1 protein-coding gene is annotated in these 1,165 nt (G+C 55.5%); it reads right to left on the minus strand.

All coding sequences use genetic code 11. The features are described 5' to 3' along the window. On the minus strand, window positions 1–1,165 hold a 1,165-nt coding region (locus ACMGE0_RS33495; protein WP_436820161.1), incomplete at both ends, for an FG-GAP repeat domain-containing protein.

A 1,165-nucleotide genomic window follows, 5' to 3' on the forward strand; every position in this document is an offset into this window, starting at 1 on the left:
TTGCCAGCGCCAGATTGCGAGATCATCAGATCGGTGTATGTGCGAAGAAAATCCGGCAGACCATCTCCGTTGAAATCGCCTGAAATTGCAGAGCCGTTGATCGTAGCTGACGCCGGGACGAGCGCAGCATTCGACGCGTCAAGGCGCAGACTATAGATGGACAGTTGTCTGAAGGGATTGATTGCGCTCCGCTTGGCAGCCGCGAGAATATCTGCCTTACCATCATTATCCATGTCGCGAAGGATCGGAGCACCGGGCAAGCGGATAGCGGCTGACACCAAGACGTATTCACTTCCAGTCGATAGCCATACCCGCGTTTCGTAGTCCCCGGTCACCGTGCCGTCGGCTGTCATCGAGGTCGCACGTGCCGAGACGACGTCGGTCGTTCCGTCGCCGTTTATGTCGGCCAGCGTGCATGCCCAAACGTTTGCTCTGCCATTTTTGCATTCCGGCTCCGCGCCAGAGCCTTGCGCCACCCATGCTCCATTGATCCAGCGTCTCATGACGAGGCCGCTCTCTCCAACCACAGCGCCTTGGCGACCGTTTCCGGAAAAGTCGGCAATGCCAACAAGATTCGAGCCGAAATTCACGACCGTATCAAGGCCGTCGCCATCCTGGTCAAGCGCGGCCAAGCCAGGGTTGACGGTATCCTGACAGAAGGAGGCATAAGAGCCGGAGCAGTTCTGCAAACCTAGCGCAAGGTTCGAGGTGGTTACGCCCACGCGGCTGCCCTGAAAAGTCGTGGTCCAATCCGACTCGCTGCCGGAAGATGTGTAGGTTCCGCCGTATACGAACGAGATGTCCTTAGGCTTGTTTGCAAGAAAGCGGCCAACAATGCCAATTGCGCCGAACGATCCAGGATCGGCGGAAAAGAATTCATTGAATACAACGTTCGACTTCGAGGTCACAGTGCCATTGGTATCGAACTTGATCAGTTCCCAGTTGGGAACTGCTCTAGCCGCAGCGTCTCCACAGTCACTTGGCTGGCATGAAGGATAATGTTTCTCGCCGTAGAGCTCATCCTTACCATCAAAGTCGAAATCGATCCCCTGCTGCTGCAAGGGCGAAGTGATACCGCCGCTGATGAAAGGTGCCTCAAACTGATTCGCCTTCTGCACATAGGTGAATGCGAGATTGTCGTATGTCATCTGGCGGATGGTTTTGA

It is taken from the genome of Neorhizobium descurainiae (assembly GCF_051400715.1).
GTDB lineage: Bacteria > Pseudomonadota > Alphaproteobacteria > Rhizobiales > Rhizobiaceae > Neorhizobium.